Origin of the sequence: Pseudomonas sp. Sample_22 (assembly GCF_004307635.1) — a bacterium.
In the GTDB taxonomy this organism is placed as follows: domain Bacteria; phylum Pseudomonadota; class Gammaproteobacteria; order Pseudomonadales; family Pseudomonadaceae; genus Aquipseudomonas.
The window spans coordinates 69,247-86,711 of the sequence record NZ_RCNY01000093.1 but is presented as its reverse complement, the minus strand read 5'-3'; the positions used below and the strand labels follow the sequence as shown (position 1 = coordinate 86,711).

At 58.5% G+C, this 17,465-nt stretch carries 16 protein-coding genes; 3 read left to right on the top strand and 13 right to left on the bottom strand.

The genetic code is table 11. From position 1 onward, the window contains the following. Positions 1 to 6 precede the first annotated feature (6 nt). Complete coding sequence (gene ftsH / locus D8U73_RS26990; protein WP_056854964.1) at positions 7 to 1,917, bottom strand: ATP-dependent zinc metalloprotease FtsH; 1,911 nt, start codon at positions 1,915 to 1,917, stop codon at positions 7 to 9. A 202-nt stretch (positions 1,918 to 2,119) separates the two neighbouring features. After that, positions 2,120 to 2,749 carry a 23S rRNA (uridine(2552)-2'-O)-methyltransferase RlmE gene (gene rlmE / locus D8U73_RS26985; protein WP_056854963.1) on the bottom strand — a complete coding sequence of 210 codons (630 nt, stop codon included), beginning with the start codon at positions 2,747 to 2,749 and terminating at the stop codon, positions 2,120 to 2,122. Positions 2,750 to 2,850: 101 nt separating this feature from the next. On the opposite strand from rlmE, the gene D8U73_RS26980 reads away from it, so the two are divergent. Then, entirely contained in the window at positions 2,851 to 3,159 is a 309-nt protein-coding gene (locus D8U73_RS26980; protein ID WP_007942889.1) for a YhbY family RNA-binding protein, read from the top strand. 9 nt (positions 3,160 to 3,168) lie between these two features. Here the strand turns inward: D8U73_RS26980 and D8U73_RS26975 are convergent, their stop codons facing one another. The 8 genes from D8U73_RS26975 to grpE form a co-directional block, all read right to left on the bottom strand. Beyond that, on the bottom strand, positions 3,169 to 3,573 hold the full coding sequence (locus tag D8U73_RS26975; protein WP_130906238.1) for an MFS transporter: 405 nt from the start codon (positions 3,571 to 3,573) through the stop codon (positions 3,169 to 3,171). A 31-nt stretch (positions 3,574 to 3,604) separates the two neighbouring features. After that, positions 3,605 to 4,081: a transcription elongation factor GreA gene (greA, locus tag D8U73_RS26970; RefSeq protein ID WP_038861135.1), complete on the bottom strand. Its 477-nt coding sequence runs from the start codon at positions 4,079 to 4,081 to the stop codon at positions 3,605 to 3,607. Between the two features lie 2 nt (positions 4,082 to 4,083). Continuing rightward, complete coding sequence (gene carB, locus D8U73_RS26965) at positions 4,084 to 7,305, bottom strand: carbamoyl-phosphate synthase large subunit (protein ID WP_056854961.1); 3,222 nt, start codon at positions 7,303 to 7,305, stop codon at positions 4,084 to 4,086. A 117-nt stretch (positions 7,306 to 7,422) separates the two neighbouring features. Then, the gene (gene carA / locus D8U73_RS26960; RefSeq protein WP_056854960.1) at positions 7,423 to 8,559 is read right to left on the bottom strand and encodes a glutamine-hydrolyzing carbamoyl-phosphate synthase small subunit; all 1,137 of its coding nucleotides are present in this window, start codon (positions 8,557 to 8,559) and stop codon (positions 7,423 to 7,425) included. A gap of 259 nt (positions 8,560 to 8,818) precedes the next feature. Then, positions 8,819 to 9,622 (bottom strand): 4-hydroxy-tetrahydrodipicolinate reductase, encoded by an 804-nt coding sequence (gene dapB, locus D8U73_RS26955; RefSeq protein WP_130906237.1) that lies wholly within the window; start codon positions 9,620 to 9,622, stop codon positions 8,819 to 8,821. A gap of 10 nt (positions 9,623 to 9,632) precedes the next feature. Further along, positions 9,633 to 10,757, bottom strand: a complete 1,125-nt coding sequence (gene dnaJ / locus D8U73_RS26950) for a molecular chaperone DnaJ (protein ID WP_007973132.1) — start codon at positions 10,755 to 10,757, stop codon at positions 9,633 to 9,635. 299 nt (positions 10,758 to 11,056) lie between these two features. Next, positions 11,057 to 12,973, bottom strand: coding sequence for a molecular chaperone DnaK (dnaK, locus tag D8U73_RS26945; protein WP_056854958.1), 1,917 nt, complete (start codon positions 12,971 to 12,973; stop codon positions 11,057 to 11,059). Positions 12,974 to 13,076: 103 nt separating this feature from the next. Then, positions 13,077 to 13,643 carry a nucleotide exchange factor GrpE gene (gene grpE, locus D8U73_RS26940; protein WP_056854957.1) on the bottom strand — a complete coding sequence of 189 codons (567 nt, stop codon included), beginning with the start codon at positions 13,641 to 13,643 and terminating at the stop codon, positions 13,077 to 13,079. Between the two features lie 240 nt (positions 13,644 to 13,883). Between grpE and recN the strand changes: the two genes are divergently transcribed. Further along, complete coding sequence (gene recN, locus D8U73_RS26930) at positions 13,884 to 15,557, top strand: DNA repair protein RecN (RefSeq protein ID WP_130906236.1); 1,674 nt, start codon at positions 13,884 to 13,886, stop codon at positions 15,555 to 15,557. Between the two features lie 73 nt (positions 15,558 to 15,630). Here recN and fur read toward each other — a convergent pair whose 3' ends face one another. Continuing rightward, a complete protein-coding gene (gene fur / locus D8U73_RS26925) occupies positions 15,631 to 16,035 on the bottom strand; it encodes a ferric iron uptake transcriptional regulator (protein ID WP_003197684.1) in 405 nt (134 codons plus the stop codon). 97 nt (positions 16,036 to 16,132) lie between these two features. On the opposite strand from fur, the gene D8U73_RS26920 reads away from it, so the two are divergent. Continuing rightward, the gene (locus D8U73_RS26920; RefSeq protein ID WP_130906235.1) at positions 16,133 to 16,660 is read left to right on the top strand and encodes an outer membrane protein assembly factor BamE; all 528 of its coding nucleotides are present in this window, start codon (positions 16,133 to 16,135) and stop codon (positions 16,658 to 16,660) included. Between the two features lie 61 nt (positions 16,661 to 16,721). On the opposite strand, the gene D8U73_RS26915 is transcribed toward D8U73_RS26920, so the two are convergent. Together D8U73_RS26915 and D8U73_RS26910 are read right to left on the bottom strand one after the other, a co-directional pair. Then, positions 16,722 to 17,036, bottom strand: a complete 315-nt coding sequence (locus D8U73_RS26915) for an RnfH family protein (protein ID WP_130906234.1) — start codon at positions 17,034 to 17,036, stop codon at positions 16,722 to 16,724. Then, complete coding sequence (locus tag D8U73_RS26910; protein WP_056854954.1) at positions 17,029 to 17,463, bottom strand: type II toxin-antitoxin system RatA family toxin; 435 nt, start codon at positions 17,461 to 17,463, stop codon at positions 17,029 to 17,031. Before D8U73_RS26910 ends, D8U73_RS26915 begins: the two co-directional genes overlap by 8 nt. Between the last annotated feature and the right edge of the window lie 2 nt (positions 17,464 to 17,465).

Sequence of the window (17,465 nt, the reverse complement as noted above, 5' to 3'; positions counted from 1 at the left end):
CAAACCTTAAACGTCAGCAGCCGGGCCGCCGATAGGTGTTTCCGGACGCTCACCCTGTACTGCTGGAGGCGTGCCGGATGCACCGGTGCCACCAGACCAGTCGCGCGGTTCGCGAGGTGTACGACCGGCCATGATGTCGTCGATCTGCTCGGCATCAATCGTTTCATACTTCATCAGGGCATCAGCCATGGCATCGAGCTTGTCACGGTTATCCGTAAGGATCTGCTTGGCCGTACCGTAGCACTGGTCAATGATGCTGCGCACTTCGGAGTCGATCAGTTTGGCCGTCTCACCGGAGAAGCTGGCACTCTGACCACCACCACCGCGACCGAGGAACACTTCACCCTCTTCTTCGGCGTACATCAATGGACCGAGCTTCTCGGAAAGACCCCACTTGGTCACCATGTTCCGCGCAATCTGGCTGGCGCGCATGATGTCATTGGAGGCACCCGTGGTGACGCCATCGAAGCCCAGGGTCATTTCTTCAGCGATACGGCCGCCGTAGAGCGAGCAGATCTGGCTGATGAGCGCGCGCTTGGACAGGCTGTAGCGATCTTCTTCCGGAAGGAACATGGTCACACCCAGCGCACGACCGCGCGGGATAATCGAGACCTTGTAGACCGGGTCATGCTCAGGCACGACGCGACCAACGATGGCGTGGCCGGCTTCGTGATAAGCGGTGTTCTGCTTTTCTTTCTCGGACATGACCATGGATTTGCGCTCGGCACCCATCATGATCTTGTCTTTGGCCAGTTCGAACTCTTTCATCTCGACGATGCGCTTGCCGGCCCGGGCAGCGAACAACGACGCTTCGTTGACCAGGTTGGCCAGGTCAGCACCGGAGAAACCAGGCGTGCCACGAGCGATCACCGCCGGGGCGACGTCGTCACCCATCGGCACTTTGCGCATGTGGACCTTAAGAATCTGCTCACGACCACGGATATCCGGCAGACCAACCACAACCTGACGGTCGAAACGGCCCGGACGCAGCAGCGCAGGGTCGAGTACATCTGGACGGTTGGTTGCGGCAATCACGATGATGCCGTCATTCATTTCGAAGCCGTCCATCTCTACCAGCAACTGGTTGAGAGTCTGCTCGCGCTCGTCATGACCACCGCCCATGCCGGCACCACGGTGACGACCGACGGCGTCGATTTCGTCGATGAAGATGATGCATGGCGCGTGCTTCTTGGCCTGTTCGAACATATCGCGAACGCGGCTGGCACCAACACCGACGAACATTTCGACGAAGTCGGAACCGGAAATGGTGAAGAACGGCACTTTGGCTTCACCGGCAATCGCCTTGGCCAGCAAGGTTTTACCGGTACCCGGAGGACCGACCATCAGCACGCCGCGAGGAATACGACCACCCAGGCGCTGGAACTTGCCCGGATCACGCAGGAACTCGACGAGCTCGCCCACTTCTTCCTTGGCTTCGTCGCAACCGGCAACGTCAGCCAGCGTGGTTTTCACCTGATCTTCGGAAAGCAGTCGCGCCTTGCTCTTGCCGAAGCTCATCGGGCCACCCTTGCCGCCGGCTCCACCCTGCATCTGCCGCATGAAGAACATGAACACGGCGATGATCACGAGGATCGGGAAGCTGGCGACCAGGAGCTGGGTCCAGATGCTTTGCTGTTCCGGCTGCTTGCCTTCGACTACAACATGGTTATCCACCAGGTCGCCGATCAGACCGTTGTCCTGAATTGCCGGACGAATGGTCTTGAAGCTGTCGCCATCGGTGCGTTTGCCGGTGATGACGTAACCATCAACGGCTACGCGCTCGACCTTGCCATCCTTGACCTGCTGGATGAAGTCGGAATAGTTGAGGGTCTGCGGCTCGTTAGGGCTGGAGAAGTTGTTCATCACCGTCACCAGGACTGCCGCGATGATCAACCACAGGATCAGATTCTTTGCCATATCGTTCAATTAACTACCCTCTGAAGCAAGCGCCGCTGGTGGCGCGCGCTTCGCATGATATTCACCGGCCTAACTTACTACATTACCTACGACTCTGGCAGGCGCCGTCTGTAACCCTTTGTGAAACACTTTCTACACAATATTCGCTAAAGCGCTCGGGGCGAAATACGAAAAACCTATCACCCCGCGAAAAAACCTCGTTTTACTCACTACGCCCGCAGTAACCCCAAGCCAACATGTATTGCTCGCGGGAACTGCCGCGGGAAGAGTCTGGCTTGATCATCTGGATCTTGTCGAATTTCTTGCGAGCATCCTTCAGATAAGAATCGAACCCTTCACCCTGAAAAATCTTGATCACGAAATTACCACCGGGCTTGAGTATCCGCTCCGCCAGATCAAGAGCCAGCTCACAAAGAAACATGGCCTTGGGCATGTCCACTTCAGGCGTACCACTCATATTGGGGGCCATATCGGAAATCACAAGGTCCACCTGCGAATTACCGACGGCCTCAAGGATCCGGGCAAGCACTTCGTCCTGGGTGAAGTCACCCTGGATGAAGGTCACATCCGGAATGCTGTCCATTTCCAGAATATCCGAGGCGATCAGACGCCCCTGGCCACCAATCAGCCGGCTGGTGACCTGCGACCAGCCACCGGGCGCCGCGCCCAGGTCGACAACGCTCATGCCAGGGCGGATCAGCTTGTATTTCTCCTGGATCTCCAGAAGTTTGTAACTCGCACGCGAGCGGTAGCCATCCTTCTGCGCCTGCTTCACATAGGGATCGTTGACATGTCTTTTCAGCCAACCAAGGCTTGTCTTGGAACGCGCCATTGGGCACCTCGTTGATAAGGGTCGTGATTAATTGGGCGGATCCACGAGCCCTCGGGTAAAATGGCCGCCATTTTACAGAATCCAGACGAAAGGGTCAGATTATGCCGCTCACTCAAGAGCAGAAGAAACAATACAAATCCATTGGCCACCATCTGAAACCAGTTCTGATTGTGGCAGACAACGGTTTGACTGAAGGTGTATTAGCCGAGCTTGAACGCGCACTGGCGGATCACGAACTGATCAAGATCAAGCTCAATATCCTCGATCGCGAATCGCGTCTGGCGTCCATTGCTGAACTGTGCAAGGTCGGCAAAGCGGATCTGGTTCAGGTCATCGGCAAGATGGCGCTGATTTACCGCAAGAACTTCAGCGTCAACAAGCAGCTGTCGAACGTTCATCGCTTCAAGTGATGACAAGGGTCACGGGTGTGCTTCGCGCACCCTGCCACTCCATCCCGGCACCGGCTGCAATACCAGGACCAGCCCGGAAAAGCCCAACACCAGATAGCTGAACGCCTGCCAACGGATCGCATCCGGCCAACCGATACGCACAGCGATGAACATCGCACACGCATATAGCGCCATCAACAGCAGTTGCCCACGAATATCAAGCCAGAGACTGAAAAGACCCTCGGCCTGAATCAGCACCAGAGCCTGAAAAATCACACACGCTGCGGCAAAGCCGATCATCAGCGCATTCAGCATGCCTGCGATTTCGTCGATCAGCAGCGGCGCCAGACCTATACGGTCCAGCACCGGCAGCAGACCGATGTGCAACAGCCACAAGCCACCGACCCACAACATCTGGGTCAACTGCCAAAGCATGGCGCCCGCACGGAGCGGGCGCTTGCCTTTATTAGATGTGGCGAACTTCGACAATCTCGTACTCGATAACGCCGCTTGGCGTTTTCACCGCGACCACATCGCCCTCTTCCTTGCCGATCAAGGCACGGGCCAAGGGCGAGCCGACAGAAATCTTGCCGAGTTTGAAGTCAGCCTCATCCTCACCCACGATGTGGTAAGTGACGCTTTCATCAGTCTCGACGTTGGCGATTTCAACGGTGGTGCCGAAGATGACCTTGCCGGTGTGAGGAATGGTCGTGACATCGATGATGACCTGGTTCTGAATCCGGCCTTCAATGTCACGTATCCGCGCCTCGACCATACCCTGCTGCTCGCGGGCAGCATGGTATTCGGCGTTTTCCTTCAAATCACCCAACTCGCGGGCCGTACCGATGTCCTGGCTGAGCTTCGGACGAACGACCTTGGTCAGGTGAGCATGTTCTTCTTCCAGGGCGCGAGCGCCCTGAACGGTCATTGGGTACTTCGTTATGCTCATGCCTTCAATCCTGCGTGTAGATCCTGCAAGCGGCGCACGGTCTTTTCGGGACCGAACTTCAGCGCTTCGCAAATAGCTTCGCCAGCAGCAATGGTGGTGGTGCAGTAAATCTTGTGCTGCAGGGCATTGCGACGAATGGAATAGGAGTCAGCGATCGACTGACGACCTTCGGTGGTGTTGATGATCAGCGTGACTTCGTCATTCTTGATCATGTCGACCACGTGCGGACGACCCTCGGTCACCTTGTTCACGCGGCGCACCTTCAGGCCTGCGGCTTCAATCAGCTTGGCAGTACCGGCAGTGGCGACCACTTCGAAGCCCAAGTTGATCAGATCACGGGCCACGCCCGCAACCAGTGGCTTGTCGTCGTCACGCACGCTGATGAACGCAGTACCGCCGGTCGGCAGCACTTCGCTGGCACCCATCTGGGCTTTGGCGAACGCCTCACCAAAGGTATCGCCCACGCCCATCACTTCGCCGGTCGACTTCATCTCAGGGCCGAGGATCGGGTCAACCCCTGGGAATTTGGCGAACGGGAACACCGCCTCTTTCACGCTGTAGAAGTTCGGAATGATTTCCTTGGTGAAACCCAGTTCTTGCAGGGTTTTACCGGCCATCACGCGTGCTGCGATCATCGCCAGGGAAACACCGATGCACTTGGACACGAACGGCACGGTGCGGGAAGCACGCGGGTTGACTTCGATGACGTAGATGTCTTCGCCTTGCAGCGCCAGCTGTACGTTCATCAGGCCGACCACGCCCAGTTCCAGGGCCATTTTCTTGACCTGCTCGCGCATCTCGTCCTGGATGTGTGCCGGCAGCGAGTACGGCGGCAGCGAGCACGCGGAGTCACCGGAGTGAACGCCCGCCTGCTCGATGTGCTGCATGATCGCACCGATCACCACGTCTTTGCCGTCGCAGACCGCATCGACGTCCATCTCGATGGCGCAGTTGAGGAAGTGATCCAGCAGCACCGGGCTGTCGTTGGACACTTGAACCGCCTCGCGCAGGTAGCGCTTGAGTTCTTCTTCTTCGTAGACGATTTCCATCGCACGGCCGCCCAATACGTAGGACGGACGCACCACCAGCGGGTAACCGATCTTGGCGGCGGCACGAATCGCTTCGTCTTCGCTGCGCACGGTGGCGTTTGGCGGCTGACGCAGGTTCAGGCGCTGGACCATCTGCTGGAAGCGCTCGCGGTCTTCGGCACGGTCGATGGCGTCAGGGCTGGTGCCGATGATCGGCACGCCGGCGGCTTCCAGGGCGCGGGCCAGCTTCAGCGGGGTCTGGCCGCCGTACTGGACGATCACGCCTTTCGGCTTCTCGACGCGAACGATTTCCAGCACGTCTTCCAGGGTCACTGGCTCGAAGTACAGGCGATCGGAGGTGTCGTAATCGGTGGAAACGGTTTCCGGGTTGCAGTTGACCATGATGGTCTCGTAACCGTCATCGCGCAGGGCCAGTGCCGCGTGTACGCAGCAGTAGTCGAACTCGATGCCCTGGCCGATACGGTTCGGACCGCCGCCCAGGATCATGATCTTGTCGCGACCCGACGGCGCGGCTTCGCACTCTTCTTCGTACGTCGAGTACAGGTACGCGGTATCGGTGGCGAACTCGGCGGCGCAGGTGTCGACGCGCTTGTAGACCGGGAAGATTTCCAGCTTGTGACGGTGAGCACGCAGGGCCTTCTCGGTCACACCCAGCAGCTTGGCCAGACGCATGTCGGAGAAGCCTTTGCGCTTGAGGCGGAACATCAGGTCACGGTCGATGCTGGTCAGGCCCAGGGTCTTGACCTTCTCTTCGTCCTTGATCAGATCTTCCATCTGCACCAGGAACCAAGGATCGATCATGGTCATGCCGAAGATGTCTTCAACACTCATGCCGGCGCGCATGGCGTCCGCCACGTACCAGATGCGCTCGGCGCCCGGCACGGTCAGTTCGCGCTTGAGGATGCTCATGCTTTCCGGGTTGCGCAGGTCAACCTTCTCGTCCAGACCGCACACGCCGACTTCCAGACCGCGCAGGGCTTTCTGCAGGGACTCCTGGAAGGTACGGCCGATGGCCATGACTTCACCCACCGACTTCATCTGAGTGGTCAGGCGCGCGTCAGCCTTGGAGAATTTCTCGAAAGCGAAACGTGGCAGCTTGGTCACGACGTAGTCGATGGACGGTTCGAAGGACGCCGGGGTCTTGCCGCCGGTGATATCGTTCGACAGCTCGTCGAGGGTGTAGCCCACAGCCAGTTTGGCCGCGACCTTGGCGATAGGGAAACCGGTGGCTTTCGAAGCCAGTGCCGAGGAACGGGATACTCGCGGGTTCATCTCGATCACGACCATGCGGCCGGTGTTCGGGCAGATACCGAACTGAACGTTGGAACCGCCGGTTTCCACACCGATCTCGCGCAGTACCGCCAGGGAGGCGTTACGCAGGATCTGGTATTCCTTGTCGGTCAGGGTCTGTGCCGGCGCCACGGTGATCGAGTCACCGGTGTGCACGCCCATCGGGTCGAAGTTTTCGATCGAGCAGACGATGATGCAGTTGTCCTTCTTATCGCGGACAACCTCCATTTCGTATTCTTTCCAGCCGATCAGCGATTCGTCGATCAGCAGCTCTTTGGTCGGCGACAGGTCCAGACCACGGGCACAGATTTCTTCGAACTCTTCACGGTTGTAAGCGATACCGCCACCGGTGCCGCCCATGGTGAAGGACGGACGAATGATGCACGGGAAGCCGAGCTTCTCGAGGACCGCGTTGGCCTCTTCCATGCTGTGGGCGATACCGGAACGCGGGCACGCCAGGCCGATGGATTTCATCGCCTTGTCGAAGCGCGAACGGTCTTCAGCCTTGTCGATGGTGTCGGCGTTGGCACCGATCATCTCTACGCCGAACTTCTCCAGAACGCCTTCGCGCTCCAGGTCCAGGGCGCAGTTCAGGGCAGTCTGGCCACCCATGGTCGGCAGCAGCGCGTCCGGACGCTCTTTCTCGATGATCTTGGCAACGGTCTGCCACTTGATCGGCTCGATGTAGGTGGCGTCGGCCATGGCCGGGTCGGTCATGATGGTAGCCGGGTTGGAGTTCACCAGGATGACGCGGTAGCCCTCTTCGCGCAGGGCTTTACAGGCCTGGGCGCCGGAGTAGTCGAATTCGCAGGCCTGGCCGATCACGATCGGGCCAGCGCCGAGAATCAGGATGCTTTTAATGTCTGTACGTTTTGGCATGGGTTTGTCACTCAAATCCGCAGGTCAGTCGGCAAGCCGTCTTGTTCAATCTGTGAAGCCTTGAGGGGGCCGCCGGTTCGGGACCACCCTCAGGCTTTGCTGCATCAGGGCGAGCGATCAGCGTCGCTTGGCCATCTCAGTGATGAAGCGATCGAACAATGGCGCTACGTCGTTCGGGCCAGGGCTGGCTTCCGGGTGACCCTGGAAGCTGAAGGCGCTCTTGTCGGTACGCTCGATCCCTTGCAGGGTGCCGTCGAACAGCGATTTGTGGATCGCGCGAACGTTGGCTGGCAGGGTCGCTTCGTCTACCGCAAAGCCGTGGTTCTGGCTGGTGATCATCACCACGCCGGTATCCAGGTCCTGGACCGGGTGGTTGGCACCGTGGTGGCCGTGACCCATTTTCAGGGTCTTGGCGCCGGAGGCCAGGGCCAGCAGTTGGTGACCGAGGCAGATACCGAAGACGGGGATCTCGGTTTCCAGCACGTCCTTGATCGCCTGGATCGCGTAGTCGCAAGGCTCCGGATCGCCAGGACCGTTGGACAGGAACACGCCGTCCGGCTTCAGCGCCAGCACATCGGCAGCAGGGGTCTGAGCAGGCACCACGGTCACGCGGCAGCCGCGCTCAACCAGCATGCGCAGAATGTTCACTTTGACGCCGTAGTCGTAGGCAACTACGTGGTACGGCAGCTCGGAAGCTTCGATGGTCGCATGGCTGTCGGTTTTCAGATCCCAGACAGTCGAGCGCCACTCGTACTTTTCTTTGGTGCTGACGACTTTTGCCAGGTCCATGCCCTTCAGGCCAGGGAAACCCCGGGCTGCGGCGATAGCGGCTTCTTCGGAAATATTGTCACCGGCCATGATGCAGCCGTTCTGCGCGCCTTTTTCACGCAGGATGCGCGTCAGGCGGCGGGTGTCGATACCGGCGATGGCCACAACGTTGTTGGCCTTCAGGTAGTCGGACAGGGACATCGTGTTACGCCAGTTGCTCGCAACCAGCGGCAGGTCGCGAATGACCAGGCCAGCCGACCAGACGCGGTTCGACTCGGCATCTTCCGGAGTAGTACCGGTGTTGCCGATGTGCGGGTAAGTCAGGGTAACGATCTGTTGGGCGTAGGAAGGATCGGTAAGGATTTCCTGATAGCCGGTCATTGCGGTGTTGAACACCACCTCACCAACGGTTTGACCGTCGGCTCCAATGGCTTCGCCGCGAAAAATGCTGCCATCAGCAAGGGCGAGTATGGCTGGCTTAGTCAAGAAGACCTCCCGTAAATAAAGCCTGAAAGGGCGATCGCAGGTTGTAAAAAAGCGGAGTGACGTATGGACACGTCACCCCGCTTCTTCACTGAATTATTCTGCGCGCTTTTAGTGGACACACTAAAGCTGTAGCTTACAGAAAAAGGCATTTTTGGTCTACCGCCAATGAGCCTTAAAGGCTGGAGAATGCGACAGGACGTCGCTTGGCGGAACAAAACCGGGCTCGAACGCTGTGCACGAGCCCGATTTCGGGTGCATCTTAACGCAGGTCGAGCACGTCTTGCATGTCGTAAAGACCAGGCTCGCGCCCATCCAGCCACAATGCAGCTCGCACAGCACCCTTGGCGAAGGTCATGCGACTGGAGGCCTTGTGCGTGATCTCGACACGCTCACCTTCAGCGGCGAACAGCACAGTGTGATCACCGACGATATCGCCAGCGCGCACAGTGGCAAAGCCGATGGTTTCGCGAGCGCGCGCACCAGTCTGGCCTTCACGGCCATACACCGCCACTTCCTTCAGGTTACGGCCCAGGGCATCCGCGATGACTTCGCCCATGCGCACCGCCGTACCGGACGGCGCGTCGACTTTATGCCGGTGGTGAGCCTCGGTGATTTCGATGTCGACATCGTCACCCAGCACGCGTGCCGCGGTGTCGAGCAACTTCAGGCACAGGTTCACACCCACGCTGAAGTTGGCCGCAAAGACGATCGGAATGTCCTTGCCCGCTTCCGCCAGCAATTGCTTTTCTTCAACGCTGAAGCCAGTGGTGCCAATGATCATCGCCTTGTTGTGCTTGCGGCAGAAGGCGAGGTTTTTCAGGGTCACCGTCGGATGAGTGAAGTCGATCAGCACGTCGAATTCGTCGACAACACGATCCAGATCACCCGACAACGGCACACCGATCCGCCCCAGCGCAGCCAGCTCACCGGCATCAGCGCCGACCAGCGTGCTGTCCGGGCGATCCACTGCCGCCGTCAAACCGGCACCCGGCGTTTGCTGCACGGCTTCGATCAAGGTTTTGCCCATGCGCCCGGCGGCGCCCATCACTGCTATACGTCGCATGCCTGTCTCCTTACAAGTCGCCGAAGAAGCGCTTGACGCCTTCGAACCAGCCAGTGGTCTTCGGTGAATGGCTGTTGTCGTCAGCCAGGGAACTGCGGAACTCTTCGAGCATTTCGCGTTGGCGACGGCTCAGGTTGACCGGGGTTTCGACTGCCACTCGGCACATCAGATCACCGGCACCACCGCCACGCACAGGCGCAACACCCTTGCCACGAACACGGAACTGCTTGCCGGTCTGAGTACCCTCAGGGATCTTCAGCTTGACCCGACCATCAAGGGTAGGGATTTCCAGCTCACCACCCAGCGCTGCGTCGACGAAGCTGATCGGCACTTCGCAGAACAGGTGCTTGCCATCACGCTGGAAGATCGAGTGCTCACGCACATTGATCACCACGTAAAGGTCGCCAGTAGGGCCACCTTGAGCGCCCGCCTCACCTTCGCCGGACAGGCGAATGCGGTCACCGGTATCGACACCGGCCGGCACTTTCACCGACAGGGTCTTGTACTCTTCGACACGACCTTCGCCGTGGCAGGAATCGCACGGATCGGAAATGATCTTGCCCTGGCCATGGCAACGCGGGCAGGTCTGCTGCACCGAGAAGAAGCCTTGCTGCATGCGCACCTGGCCGATACCGCCACAGGTCGGGCAAGTGACCGGCGAGGAACCTTTCTTGGCACCCGAGCCATCGCATGGCTTGCAGTTGACCAGGGTTGGAACGCGGATATTCACGGTCGTGCCGCGCACCGCTTCTTCCAGGTCCAGCTCCAGGGTGTAGCGCAAATCACTGCCGCGCTGAGCACCGCCACGGGAACCGCCGCGACCGCCACCGAAGAAGTCACTGAAGACATCGCCAAAGATGTCGGAGAAATTCTGACCGCCGAAACCGGCGCCGCCGCCACCCATGCTCGGATCGACACCGGCATGGCCGTACTGGTCGTACGCCGCGCGCTTGCTGGAGTCGGACAGCACTTCGTAGGCCTCGTTGGCCTCTTTGAACATCTCTTCCGACGCTTTGTCATCGGGATTACGGTCCGGGTGGTGCTTCATCGCCAGGCGACGGTAGGCCTTTTTCAGGTCCGCCTCGCTTGAGCCTCGTTCAACACCCAATACTTCGTAATAGTCACGCTTTGCCATAAGTCATTTGCACTCTTGAGGACGTTCGGCAAACCTCTCCTGAGCCCCGCCGAACTCGTTGAGCCCCAATACAGGCCCGGACCCAACTCACGTCAATTCAACGATCCTGGTCTTTGATTCAGATGTGGTACTTGCGGCTCGAAAAGCAGGAGCATTCCCGGCCATACCAGCAGCAAACGAACGTTGTCGCATGCTGTAAAAATTCGCGTGTTCCAGACACGCCAACGCGGGAGCAAGCTCCCGCGCGGCGACATCCTACCAGTCACCGCCTGAAGGCAGTCAACCGGGCGACCAACAACTTACTTGTGGTCTTTTACTTCTTCGAACTCGGCATCGACAACGTCGTCAGCCTTTTCAGCCGATTCACCCTGCGGTGCCGCGCCTTCAGCTGGCTGAGCCTGTTCGGCGTACATTTTCTGGGCCACTGGCGCGGAGACCTTGGACAGCTCTTCAACCTTGGCTTCGATAGCGGCCTTGTCGTCGCCTTTGACAGCGGCTTCCAGGGCAACTACGGCAGCTTCAATTGCAGTCTTCTCTTCAGCGCTCACCTTGTCGCCAGCATCAGCGACCATTTTGCGCGTCGAGTGCACCAGAGCATCGCCCTGGTTACGGGCAGCGGCCAGCTCTTCGAACTTACGGTCTTCCTCAGCGTTAGCTTCGGCATCACGCACCATGCGCTCGATCTCTTCGTCGGACAGACCGGAGTTGGCCTTGATCACGATCGACTGAGTCTTGCCGGTGGCCTTGTCCTTGGCGCCTACGTGCAGAATGCCGTTGGCGTCGATGTCGAAGGTCACTTCGATTTGTGGCACGCCACGTGGTGCTGGTGGAATCTCGGCCAGGTCGAACTTGCCCAGGGACTTGTTCTGCGCCGCTTGCTTACGCTCACCCTGCAGCACGTGAATGGTTACCGCGCCCTGGTTGTCGTCGGCAGTCGAGAACACTTGCGATTTCTTGGTAGGAATCGTGGTGTTTTTCTCGATCAGCGCGGTCATCACGCCACCCATGGTTTCGATACCCAGGGTCAGCGGGCTGACGTCGAGCAGCAGAACGTCTTTAACATCACCAGCCAGAACGGCGCCCTGAATCGCAGCACCCATGGCAACGGCTTCGTCCGGGTTCACGTCCTTGCGAGCTTCTTTACCGAAGAACTCGGTCACCAGCTTCTGAACCAGTGGCATACGGGTCTGACCGCCTACCAGGATCACGTCGTTGATCGCGCCAACGTCGATACCGGAGTCTTTCAGCGCGATGCGGCAAGGCTCGATGGTGCGTTGAACCAGGTCTTCAACCAGCGCTTCCAGCTTGGCACGGGAGATCTTCACGTTCAGGTGCTTAGGACCAGTGGCATCTGCAGTGATGTACGGCAGGTTGACGTCGGTCGACTGAGCGGAAGACAGCTCGATCTTGGCTTTTTCAGCGGCTTCTTTCAGACGCTGCATGGCCAGCGGATCACCCTTGAGGTTCATGCCGCTTTCTTTCTTGAATTCGTCGACGAGGTAGTCGATCAGACGAATGTCGAAGTCTTCACCACCCAGGAAGGTGTCACCGTTGGTGGCCAACACTTCGAACTGGTGCTCGCCATCCACTTCAGCGATTTCAATCACGGAAACGTCGAAAGTACCGCCACCCAGGTCATAAACGATCACGGTGTGATCGCCTTTGGCCTTGTCCATACCGTAAGCCAGAGCAGCCGCGGTTGGTTCGTTGATGATACGTTTTACGTCCAGGCCCGCGATGCGGCCGGCGTCTTTGGTCGCTTGACGCTGGCTGTCGTTGAAGTAGGCCGGAACGGTGATGACCGCTTCGGTTACCGGCTCGCCGAGGTAATCTTCGGCGGTCTTCTTCATTTTCTTCAGGATTTCAGCCGAGATTTGTGGCGGAGCCATTTTCTGGCCGTTGACCTCAACCCAGGCGTCGCCGTTGTCAGCCTTGGCGATTTTGTACGGAACCATCTTGATGTCTTTCTGCACGACTTCTTCGTCGAACTTACGACCGATCAGACGTTTTACCGCGTACAAGGTGTTGTGCGGGTTGGTCACTGCCTGACGCTTGGCGGACTGGCCTACCAGAATCTCGCCATCGTTGGCGTAAGCGATGATCGACGGCGTGGTGCGCGCGCCTTCGGCGTTTTCAATAACCTTGGCTACGCCGTTTTCAAGTACGGAGACGCAGGAGTTGGTAGTCCCCAGGTCGATACCGATAATTTTGCCCATGTTCACTCTCCCGAAACTTTTGGATTTGGTTGCCGCAGCAGTGGTGGCTAACTGCGGTAGCACTTAAACGCTTGACTTCTAAATGGGGGCCTTGCGGCTAATTTCAAGCCTGCTCGTCAATAGAAGGCGAAACCGGTGCCGGCGCCTTGCTGACCACGACCATTGCCGGGCGCAGCAGGCGGCCATTGAGCTGGTAACCCTTCTGGAACACCTTGAGCACGCTGTTCGGCTCGACATCGGCGCTTTCCTGCATGGCCATCGCCTGATGAAGAACGGCGTTGAACGGTTCGCCATGCGGATCGATGGCTTCCAGCTGATAACGCTTCAACGTGTCCTGGAACATTTTCAGGGTCAGCTCGATGCCTTCGCGCATTGGACGGATGCTTTCGTCATCCGGGCTGGACAACTCCAGGCCGCGCTCCAGGCTGTCGATGATCGGCAGCAGGTCACCGGCGAACTTTTCCAGCGCGAACTTGTGAGCTTTCTCGACATCCTGCTCGGCGCGACGGCGGACGTTCTGCAGATCGGCGGCCACACGCAAAGCCTGATCCTGTGCGCCGGCCAACTGCTCTTCGAGCACTTGTACCCGAGCCGCCAGATCATCACCCGAAGCTTGAGAAGCCTGATCGGCGTCTAGATTTTGCGTATCCACTGTCTGTTCGTCAGCCATAGAATTCTCCTTTCAATATCGTCCGCGAGCTCGACTCGCGCTTCTGTCCAGCTATATGGGGCCGCAAAATCCGGCTTCAAGGGGCCAGACGTGATTAACCCTACAAAAAGCTTTGTATCGGTATTCCTTGCTGCGCTAACGATTTCGTCGGATCGAGCGAAACGAGCTAAGCGAGGGCATTGTCAGCCAGAAACAAAACACTGTATAAATAACCAGACCTAAAGCCTGGGAGCGGCCGTTATGCTGGTGCACCTGTCCGTACACAACTACGCCATCGTTGAACATCTCGATCTCGAACTCGATCGCGGAATGAGCGTGATCACAGGGGAAACCGGCGCCGGCAAGTCGATCATGCTCGACGCCCTGGGCCTTACCCTGGGCGACCGCGCCGACAGCGGCGTGGTCCGCCCCGGCGCAGACAAGGCCGATATCCTGGCCACCTTCGACCTGGCTGATATCCCGGAAGCCAGCACCTGGCTGGCCGAGCGCGATCTCGAGAACGACGGCCCGTGCATCCTGCGCCGGGTGATCACCGCCGAAGGACGCTCGCGCGGCTACATCAACGGTACGCCCTGCCCGCTCGGCGACCTCAAGGCGCTGGGCGAACTGCTGATCGACATCCACAGCCAGCATGAACACCAATCCTTGCTCAAGACCGACACCCATCGCCGCCTGCTCGACGAGTACGCCGGGGCGACCGATCTCGCCCGCCAGGTCCAGCTCGCCGCCCAACGCTGGCGCCAGACCCATCAGGAACTCGAACGCCTTTCCAACTCCGGCGATGAGCAACGCGCCCGCCACCAATTGCTCAGTTATCAGCTTGAAGAACTGGAAAACCTCGGCCTGGGTGATAACGAACTGGAACAGCTGGAACAGGAACACAAAAACCTGACCAACGCCGAAACCCTGCTGGGGATTTGCCGGCAGGTGGTCGAGCAATGCAGTGAAAGTGATTCCGGCAATGTATTGAATGCCCTCACCGCCAGCCTCAACCGCCTGTCGAGCGTGAATAGCTCCATCGGCGCGCTCGGCGAAGCCAGCAGCCTGCTGACCAGTGCACAGATTCAGGTTGAAGAGGCCGTGGGCGAGCTAAACCGTTTCCTCGACAATTTCGATGCCGACCCGGCGCGTCTTCAGTTTCTGGAAGAACGTCTCGACGCCATCTACACCATGGCGCGCAAACATCGCATCCAGCCCACCGAGGTCGCGGAGATGCAGCAGCGTCTGCTGGACGAAATCGAAACCCTGAATGCCAACGATGAATCCATCGAGCGGCTGAGCGACGAATTGGCGTCCTATGCCCGTCATTATCAGGAGAAAGCCCGGGAGCTGAGTGATCTGCGCCACCAGGCATCGAGCAGCCTGGCCAGCGCCGTGGAGCAGGAAATCCAGCGCCTGGGCATGCCCGGAGGGCGTTTCACTATCGAGCTTCGCCCCAACAACAGTAACGAACTTTTACCGAATGGCCTCGAACAGGTAGAACTGCTGGTCAGCGCAAACCCGGGACAGCCATTGAAGGCCCTGGCGAAAGTGGCCTCTGGCGGTGAGCTGTCACGGATCAGCCTGGCGATTCAGGTCATTACCGCACAAACATCACGCGTGCCAACCCTGGTGTTCGACGAAGTGGACGTAGGCATTGGTGGCCCGACCGCCGAAATTGTAGGCCAGTTGCTGCGTCGACTTGGCGAGCGCGGGCAGGTACTGACCGTGACTCACTTGCCACAAGTGGCTGCGCAGGGGCACCAACATCTATTTGTGCACAAAGTGCGGGGCGAGGACGCCACTCGCACCGCCGTCTCCAAGCTGAGCAAAAACGATCGAGTCGAAGAAGTCGCCCGAATGCTGGGTGGTATCGATCTCACCAAGGAATCCCTGGCTCACGCCAAGAAAATGGTGGTGACTGCGAAGGTTTAAGGCGGGCAGAAAGCACGAAGGCGACCCAGAGGTCGCCTTCGTTCGTATCGCGAACCAGGTTCGCGCGACATGCTTACTTTTTCTTGCGTACGTACAGCACCAGATTGTGATCAACCATCTCGAAGCCGTACTTGTCGACGATGGCTTTCTGCAGGCGCTCGATTTCTTCGTCGAAGAATTCGATCACTTCACTGGTTTCGACGTTGACCATATGGTCGTGATGCTTGCCGTCGTCCAGTTCGAAGACCGCATGGCCTCCGTCGAAGTTGTGCCGCACCACAAGGCCAGCTGCCTCGAACTGGGTCAGTACACGGTAAACCGTGGCCAGACCGACGTCCTCGCCAGCCTCCATCAGCGCCTTATAGACATCTTCAGCGCTCATGTGGCGTTGCTCGGCGGAATCGAGCATTTGCAGAATCTTGACCCGTGGCAGGGTCACTTTGAGGCCGGCTTTGCGTAGTTCGCTATTTTCAACCATGGTCAGCTTTCTCGCGATGCTGCTTCGCAGCTTCTCTTAATGCGGGTATGATCGGCGTTTACGTTGTCCCAGCCAAGATAGTGGAAGTCGCCCACCGATGCAAAACACCAAGCTCTTGCTAACCAGTTTCACCTTTGTGGGACTGCTCGCACTCGCCGGTTGTTCATTCCCCGGGGTTTACAAAATCGACATCCAGCAGGGCAATGTCGTCACGCAGGACATGATAGACCAGTTACGCCCGGGAATGACCCGCAAGCAAGTACGGTTTATCATGGGCAACCCTCTGCTGACCGACACGTTCCATGCCGATCGCTGGGATTACCTGTACAGCCTGCAACCCGGGGGCGGTGAACGCCAACAGGAACGCATTAGCGTTATCTTCAACCCTAATGATCAGCTTGTCAGCCTTTCTGGCGATTTCATGCCAGGCGTGAGCCGCGATGAAGCGATTCTCGGCAAGGACAGTGGCACCACAGTCACCGCTCCGACAGAAAACGTCGAGAAACCGAAGCCGGAGAAACCGGTCAAGCCAGGTTCGTTGCTGGATCAGATTCAAAAGGATGTCGACGGCGTAGAAACCGTTCCGGTCCCGACGCCAGAACCACTGGACACCTCGCCGCAATAATTTGCGACGCAATAAAAAACCCGGCTGGTCCGGGTTTTTTATTGCCTGTTCATTTTGTCACTCATTGATTCTTGGCTTTGGCCTCTGCCGCCCTCGCAGCGCGCAGTCGCCGAACTTCCTTGGGATCGGCCAGCAGCGGCCGATAGATCTCGATTCGATCTCCCGACTGAACCACTCGCGTATCGGGATCGACAATCACCTTGCCGAATATGCCCACCGGGCACTCGGCCAGATCCAGTTCGGCAAACACCTGGCCGATCCCGGATTTCAACAGTGCGGCGCGAATGGTCGTTCCCTCCGGCACCGCGACAGGCATGAGAACCTGACGATCTACAGCGGCGTACACGACCTCAACGTCAATCATTACCTCAACCATGCATTTGCTTCGCCCGCTGGCAGAATGCATCCACCAGCGTATTGGCCGCCTGGTTGAACAAAGGCCCCAAGGTGGCACGAATAATTGGCCCCGCATAATCAAACGACAGGTCCAGGCTGATCTTGCAGGCTTTATCGCCCAATGGCTTGAACACCCAGACACCGTGCAACTGGGTGAACGGCCCTTCTTCAAGGTTCATTTCGATCGACTGACCGGGGACCAGGGTATTACGCGTCACGAAATGCTGGCTGAGCCCGCCCTTGGCAACACCGACGCTGGCGCGCATGTGTTCGGCGGAACTCTCCAGAACTTCAGCCGATGAGCACCATGGGAGGAATTCCGGATACCGCGCCACGTCGTTGACCAGGTCATAAAGCGCTTGCGCCGGATATGGCAGCAGGGCTGAACGAGAAATGTGTGTCGTCATGT